The following is a 6,845-nucleotide window of genomic DNA, read 5'->3' as shown; positions in this document are numbered from 1 at the left end:
CTTTTTGAATTAGCCATGTGATTCGAGCGGGAACTGATGGCACGGGAGTGCCCGAACGAGCCATCGTCATAGGCGCTAATGCTCATAGATTCGGCATCCTCGGTGGCGCGCCGCGTTGCCTCGCTTGAGCGTCAACTCAGCAGCGCCCAGTAATTCACCGGCGACAGGCCTATTCTCTCCGGAAGCCCACGCGAACAGGGCTAGGAGCAAGCCGAGCATAAATAATTCTTCGCGTCCCGGCATAAAGCCGCGGAATAGAAGTCGCTCTACCGATGTGTCGGTGCCCTCGTGGTCAATAGCTTCGAGCGTCCGAGCGGCGCCGCATAGAACAGCGGCCACGCGAGCGCCGATCGGACTGAACCTGCATTGAGCCTCAGCGAGAGACCAATCTCACGCCAGGTCAGAGAAGGCATTATTCTTATGAAGAAAAGTGGCGGATAGCGCCTGCGATGGGAGCACCGCCGCGCTCGAAAACAAGTTGATCCGCCCACATTAGCGTGCTTCAACGATCTCGTTGCGTGCCCAACTGGTACAGCAGCGTGGTACAGCAGTGGTTTCTGAGGAAAGAATTATCCTCGGTTTTCCGCCGTTTCTGGACCTTGGAAACCCCTCCCGTAGGGGTCACCATGCTTAGATAAGCTGAGCGCTTGCGGGTGGTTTCGAACCAGATTCTGGAGCCCAGTACGAGATTCGTGGCCGATGCGTCCTCCCCTGCGGATCGGGCGAGGCGGACGGTGTGGCCGGGCTTTCGGTCCTAGGAGGCGCCGATATGGGGCGCAAACTCGCGGGCGATTTCGTAGCGGAAGCGCAGGCCGAGCTCGGCGTTGGGAAAGCCCCGCGCCGATCCGGTTTGCCGGCAGGTCCTGGGCGGCGAAGTCGAGTTCGATGCGGCTGCAGGAGCAGCCGCTGGGTGATGCGCTGGTCGCAGTTGAAATACGGCCCGACCGCGCGGCTGTAGAGCGCCTGGATCTCGGCGCTTTCGACCCCGCTCTCGAATTCGCCTTCACCCTCGGTCTTGGGCGCGAGCCGGTCGATATCGCCGCCGAACCAGGCTTCCGTCCCAGCGATAGTCGTCGTCGCCTTTGCGCGCCTGATATTCGGCAAGGTTGAACATCACCTGGTAGAAGCTCCGCCCGCCCATTTCCGTCATCACCCTGTGGCGGGCGCGGTCCATGTCTGCAGTCGCGTAGAAGCGATCGGCGCAGTGATCGGTGGGCGGCGCCGGCGCGGCTGCGGCAGGCGCATCGCGGCCGGACGGAATCGCAGGCATCTCGTGTCCGCTGTGCTGGCCGTGCATCGAAAGGTCCTGTGCGGCGGCGGGCGCCGCGAGCGCGAACGCCGCAGCGACGACGGCCGGCATGGCAGGCCGCATCACGCCTGGCCCTCGCGCGGGCGGACGCTCACGACGCGCATCATGCCCGCTTCCATGTGATAGAGCAGGTGGCAGTGGAATGCCCAGTCGCCGACCGCATCCGCGGTCAGGTCGAACGAGATTGTGCCGCCCGGTTGGACGATCACCGTGTGCTTGCCCGGGGCGCGATCGCCATGGCCCGTCACAGGCTCGAGGAAATGGCCGTGCAGGTGGATCGGGCGCCCCAGCCGGTCAGGTGGACGTCGATCGAGCGTTCCGGCGCGCGCGGATGGGGATTGCGGCCGAGTGCGACGAGGTCGCGAGGAAAAACGGGCGAACATGGCGGCACTGCCGCCGGCGAGGGCGGCACCGCGCATCAGGTCGCGGCGGCTCAGACCGGAATGAGGCAACAAGTCGCTTTCTCTTGAAGGCGCACCCCCGTTTCAGCGCGGGACATGCCGCTTCCCCGCTCCATGTTCAATTGCCGATCGGGGCGCTAACAATGATTCGATGCAACGATGCTTCTGCACGCCTTGCCGATGTGATCGCAACCATATGGGCTGCGGCGGCCGCGGCCGATACCGCGCCGGATGTCTCAATCGGTGACGGTCTGGGCGCAGCCATCGTTGCTCGAGCGCGCCCGTGCGGCGATCGGGCGCGGTGACCTGCTGTCCGCCTACGACCTGGCACGGCAGGATGGAGGCAGCGGCAGCTCGGCCGAGCTTTCCTATATCGCAGTGCTGGCGATGGCGCGGATGGGCGAGGCCGAGCAGGCGATGCGGCTGTATCAGCAGAGCGGCCTCGCGACGGCCGGCGACGTCGACAGCCAGTCGCTCGGCGCCCGATTGCTGAAGGACCAGGCGCTTCAGAACGGCGCGACCTATTCGGGCCTGAAACAGGCTGCCGAAGCCTATGCGGAGGCGTACCGGCGTAGCCAGGACCCGTTTCCGGCGATCAACGCGGCGACCCTGAACCTGCTCGCCGGCGACGAGGAGAGGGCCTGCGTTTTCGCGGAAGCGGCGCTGAGCGCGCCGTCGGTTGCGTCCCCCGCCGACTATTACGGCGCCGCCACCAAGGCCGAAGCGCTCGCCATCCTCGGCCGCGAAGCCGAAGCGATGGAAGCAATCGAGCTGGCGCTCGGCCTGCCGGGCGCCAATGTCGGCGCGCGGTCGACGACGCTGCGGCAGTTCGAGCTTCTGGCCCGGCACTGCGCGGGCGGGCATCAGCTGCGCCCGCTGATCAGCCGGCTGACGCCGCCGGCGGTCGCCACCTTCACCGGCCATATCTTCCGGGCAGATCCCGCGACCGAAGCGCCGCTCGCGGCGGCAATCGACGCGCAGCTGGAGGCGCTGAACATCGGATTCGGCTATGGCGCATTGGCGGCGGGCGCCGATATCGTCATTGCCGAACGCCTGCTGGCGCGGGGCGCCACGCTCAACCTGGTCTTCCCGTTCCGCGAGGACGATTTCATCGCAAGTTCGGTCTTGCCGGCCGGCAACCAGTGGCTGAAGCGCTACTACGCGGTTCGCGAGCAGGCGGCGGGGATCAGCTTCGCAACCCTTGCCAATTACGTGCATGATCCGGCCCAGTTCGGCTATGGCGCGACCGTGGCCATGGGGATGGCGCGGCTCCGCGCCTCGCATCTCTGTACTCGCGCGGTCCAGCTGGCGATCTGGGACGGCAAGGCCAAGGGCGGCCCGGCCGGGACCGGGCATGACGTGGAGGCATGGCGGTCGACCGGCGGCACCACCTTCGTCGTGTCTGCCGACGGGCTCGACCGTTCGATCGCCTATAGCGGGGGAGAGGTCGCGCCGCCGGACCGCTGCCTGAAGGCGTTCATGTTCGCGGACTTTCCCGGCTTCACGCGGATCACCGAGGACAGGTTGCCGCACTTCTGGTCGCGGGTGATGGCGACTGCAGGCGAGGTGCTCGCCCGCTACAGCGATACGCTCGATTTCGCGAACAGCTGGGGCGACGCGGTGTTCGCGGTGTTCGATTCGGCTGAAGCGGCGGCCGACGCGGGCCTCGCCTTGCAGGCGGCGCTGCTCGGCATCGCGCCGGAGGGGCTGGGGCGCGACCGCCCGACGCAGATGCGCGTCAGCCTTCATTTCGGGCCGGTCTATTTCGGTAGCGATCCGATCACGAACCGCGAGACCTTCTACGGAACCGAGATTTCGCGCGCGGCACGGGTGGAGGCGCTGACTCCGCCGGGCAGCGTCTATGCCAGCGAGCCGCTTGCCGCCGTGCTGGCAAACACCTCGTCCGACCGGTTCAGTGCGACCTATGTCGGCAAGATCGACCTGCCCAAGGGCTTTGGCCAATATCCGCTTTATGCGCTGCGCCGGCGCCCCGGCACCACGCTGCTGCATGCTGCCGAGGCTGTCGCCGAATGATGACCGCGCCTTTGTCTAAACGATGGCCAGCCGCGCCTTCCGCCGCCGCAGCGACGCGCCGATAAGCCCGAACCCGCCGAACATCATCGCCCAGGTCCCCGGCTCCGGAACGCCGATCACGCGCGGATCGAACAGTGGGCCATAGTTGGTCGGTGGCGGCGCGCCGGGCTGGCCCGGCAGCGGCGTATCGGCAGACACGATCTGCGCGGTGACGAAGTGCGGATCATAGACCCTGCCGATCACCGGATACAGCGCGTCGTCGAGATTGGATGCGTCCGTGCGCAAATTGACGCCGCCGTTGTTACGCGGATCGCCGAACACCACCTGCAGGCCTTGGCAGGAAAGAACGCTCGCGCATTCGGCGGTCGCGAGCGTGTTGTACGTGGCGATATAGGTCACTTGCGTCGTCTGTCCGCTCCCGAGCGTCGCAAGCTCCAGGTTCAGATTGGTCGTGCCCCAGTCCAGAACCTCCCAGCGGCCGTCCGGGTCGTTGGTCTCGGTCAGGCCGTTGAACGCCAGATCGCCGGTCGAAAGGAAGATGCCGTCGGAGTTCACGCCGCCCGTGGCGCTATAGAGCGTCAGCGGTGCCGTAGCGGCGTCCTCGAACGACGAGACAGGCGTGCTTTGGGTCACGCGGAAGTCGAACGAACCGTTCATCGCCTCGTTGCCGAGAATCCGTGCGATATGGCCCGGCGTGATCTGCGAATCGAACCGGAGATTGACCGGAGAATCGCCGTCGTTGTGCAACGTGAAGGTGATGACCGTCTGGCTGTAGGTGTTGCACGACCCCACGCAATAATTGTCGTGCAGGAAGAAGAAGCCGGTTCTGTCGGCAGTGGCGGTGTAGTTCACGCCCGTCTCGGATTGCAGGCCGGGCAGTTGCGAGGCGACATAGAAGGTCTCGTTCGACCCTCCCGGTATGGGTGTTGCGGCCGCTTGAGGACCAACGGCATAGCCATAATGATTCTGGATAGAGACCGATTCGGTCACGGCCGCACCGGCCGATGTTGCCCAAAGCGCCGTTAGTGTCAGAATCGGAAGACAAAAACCTCCCAGGCCGCGCCGAGAGGTTCGACCAACTGTCGTTGCGCGCATGATACGAAACCCCCTTACTTGAAGGGGTCTTTTACACTTAATTCACTATTCGGGATAGGATGGAGTCGACCTACCGGCCGGCGATTTCGACGCTGCAATCGGCAGCGGTCAGCTTCGGGCCGGGTGGTTGCAGCTTGCGCTGAATGGCGGACGCAGCCTGACAGTCGCGCCCCGCCTGGGCCGTTCGCCCCGCGGCGGCAAGGATGCGCGACCGCAGGGTCAGCAGCTCCACCTGGTCCGGATCGACCGGCCCGTAATTGGCGTCGTAGATGGCCTTGGTCCGCGCGAGCCGTGCCAGCGCCGCATCCGTCGCGCCTTTCTTCGCTTCCGCCTCCGCCGCGTAGAAGTCGACATCGCCGACCGCCGGGTTTCTGGGGCCATAGAGCCGCGCGTAAAGCCCGCGCGCCCGATCGAGCGCCGCCAGCGCGCCGTCGATATCGCCGCGTGCCGTGCGGATCCGCCCCATCAGAATCAAGGCCGCGCCGATCGTCGGATGGTCGCCTTCAAGAACATGGTCGTAGATCGCGACTGCCCGCCTGATCCCCGCCGATGCGCGCGCGGTCTCGCCCCGTTCGAAATCCGCAAGTGCCCGGTTCTGATAGGCGGTTGCGGTGAGCAGATGATCGGTGCCGAACGCCGCCGAATATCGGGCCAGGGCGCGCGCGAACAGGCGATCGGCCTCGTCGAAGCGCTTCAGCCGGACCAGCGACTGGGCATGGTTCATCCAGATCCGGCCGAGCTCGACGGTATGGTCGCCGGGCAGCTGGCTGTAACGCTCCGCCGCCGCGCCCAGCAGTTGCGCCGATGCGGCGTAGTTGCCGTCGAGGATCTCGGCCATGCCGCGCTGCTCCAGCACCTCGGCATCGAGCTCGGGCGCATAGGAGGCGCGCTTGGAATAGGACGTTGCCGCGGCATCGATCCGCCTGCGCGTCTCGTCGAGGTCGCCGCGCTTATACGCGATCGTCGCGAGCTTCAGCAGCGTGCGCGCGCGCTCCTCGCCCTGTTCGGGTTCGCGGGCGAGAGCGGACTTCAAATCGCGTTCGGCTTCGCGGGGGAGGCCCAGGTTGAAGTAGATTTCCCCCGTTGCCCTCAACAGCCGTGCGCTGACCGCCGGTTCGCCCTTCAGCTCGACGCCGGCGCGGCGGCTGGCGCGGTTCAGGATGGTGAGCGCAGTGATGGTACGGGGGTTCTCGGTCGCCGGATTGGCGATCTCGAACGTGCCGATCAGGAAATCGAGGCTGCGATTGGCAAGCAATTGCTGCTGCACCGCCACCCGCCGCTGGCTCTCGGCATAGATCGCAAGGCCGATGGTCAGCATCATGATGAACAGCGACGCGCCGGTGATCCACATCAGCCGGCGCTGGCGCCGCGCCGCATCGCGCCTGACCAGCGAATCCAGCCTGACGTCGGCGATGCCTGCGACAAGCTTCAGCAGCGCGAGGCGCTTGCCGTCCTTGCCCGCGCGCAGATCCGCCGCGATCGGTTCCGCTGGAACGTCGGACAGCGACCCGTCCGGCGCCAGATGAAAGCGCAGCGCCGGCGGGAAGCACTCGGTGTCGCCGCCGGCATAGGGCTCGCCGGAGAGGATCACCGCCAGCGTCCGTGCCTCGCCATGGATGCGCTTGAAGGTGAGGATTTCCTCGTTCACCCATTTCGACTGGGCGGCGCGCGGACTGCACAGAACGATCTGGAAACGCGAGTCGGCCAGGGCGTTGCGCAGCTTCTCGCCCAGATCGCCGCTCGCCGGCAGCTCGTCGCGGTCGCGGAACACGGGCGGCAGGCGGCGGGGGACGGGACCGAATTCCGACGGCGTGCCGATCAGCGCGCGCGGAAGCCGGTAGGTTTCCAGCGCCTGGTGCAGCCACCGCGCGGCGACCTGGTCCGCATGGCTATAGCTGATGAACGCCGCGTATTTGGTCATCCCCGCAACCATAGGCGAACATTTTCGCTTGTCGACGGGAGCGCGACTATGAACCAGCGCACAAGCAAAGGAACCGCCCGCGCTG

At 66.1% G+C, this 6,845-nt stretch carries 5 protein-coding genes and 1 pseudogene; 1 reads left to right on the top strand and 5 read right to left on the bottom strand.

Going from position 1 to position 6,845, the window contains the following annotated elements:
* Positions 1–754: 754 nt before the first annotated feature.
* The 3 genes and pseudogenes from VFT73_RS08230 to VFT73_RS08220 form a co-directional block, all read right to left on the bottom strand.
* Positions 755–928 (bottom strand): copper resistance protein B, encoded by a 174-nt coding sequence (locus VFT73_RS08230; protein WP_326409777.1) that lies wholly within the window; start codon positions 926–928, stop codon positions 755–757.
* 75 nt (positions 929–1,003) lie between these two features.
* Positions 1,004–1,360, bottom strand: coding sequence for a hypothetical protein (locus tag VFT73_RS08225; protein ID WP_326409778.1), 357 nt, complete (start codon positions 1,358–1,360; stop codon positions 1,004–1,006).
* Positions 1,361–1,371: 11 nt separating this feature from the next.
* Positions 1,372–1,673 (bottom strand): annotated as a pseudogene (locus VFT73_RS08220) (multicopper oxidase domain-containing protein); the annotation flags it as partial.
* A gap of 268 nt (positions 1,674–1,941) precedes the next feature.
* Between VFT73_RS08220 and VFT73_RS08215 the strand changes: the two are divergent.
* Positions 1,942–3,744, top strand: a complete 1,803-nt coding sequence (locus VFT73_RS08215) for an adenylate/guanylate cyclase domain-containing protein (protein ID WP_326409775.1) — start codon at positions 1,942–1,944, stop codon at positions 3,742–3,744.
* Positions 3,745–3,759: 15 nt separating this feature from the next.
* Here the strand turns inward: VFT73_RS08215 and VFT73_RS08210 are convergent, their stop codons facing one another.
* Together VFT73_RS08210 and VFT73_RS08205 are read right to left on the bottom strand one after the other, a co-directional pair.
* Positions 3,760–4,734: a PEPxxWA-CTERM sorting domain-containing protein gene (locus VFT73_RS08210; RefSeq protein ID WP_326409773.1), complete on the bottom strand. Its 975-nt coding sequence runs from the start codon at positions 4,732–4,734 to the stop codon at positions 3,760–3,762.
* Positions 4,735–4,909: 175 nt separating this feature from the next.
* Positions 4,910–6,760, bottom strand: a complete 1,851-nt coding sequence (locus VFT73_RS08205) for a toll/interleukin-1 receptor domain-containing protein (RefSeq protein ID WP_326409772.1) — start codon at positions 6,758–6,760, stop codon at positions 4,910–4,912.
* Positions 6,761–6,845 lie beyond the last annotated feature (85 nt).

It is taken from the genome of Sphingomonas sp. (assembly GCF_035758555.1).
Classification (GTDB): Bacteria; Pseudomonadota; Alphaproteobacteria; order Sphingomonadales; family Sphingomonadaceae; genus Sphingomonas_B.
This window is presented reverse-complemented; position numbering and strand designations above follow the sequence as displayed.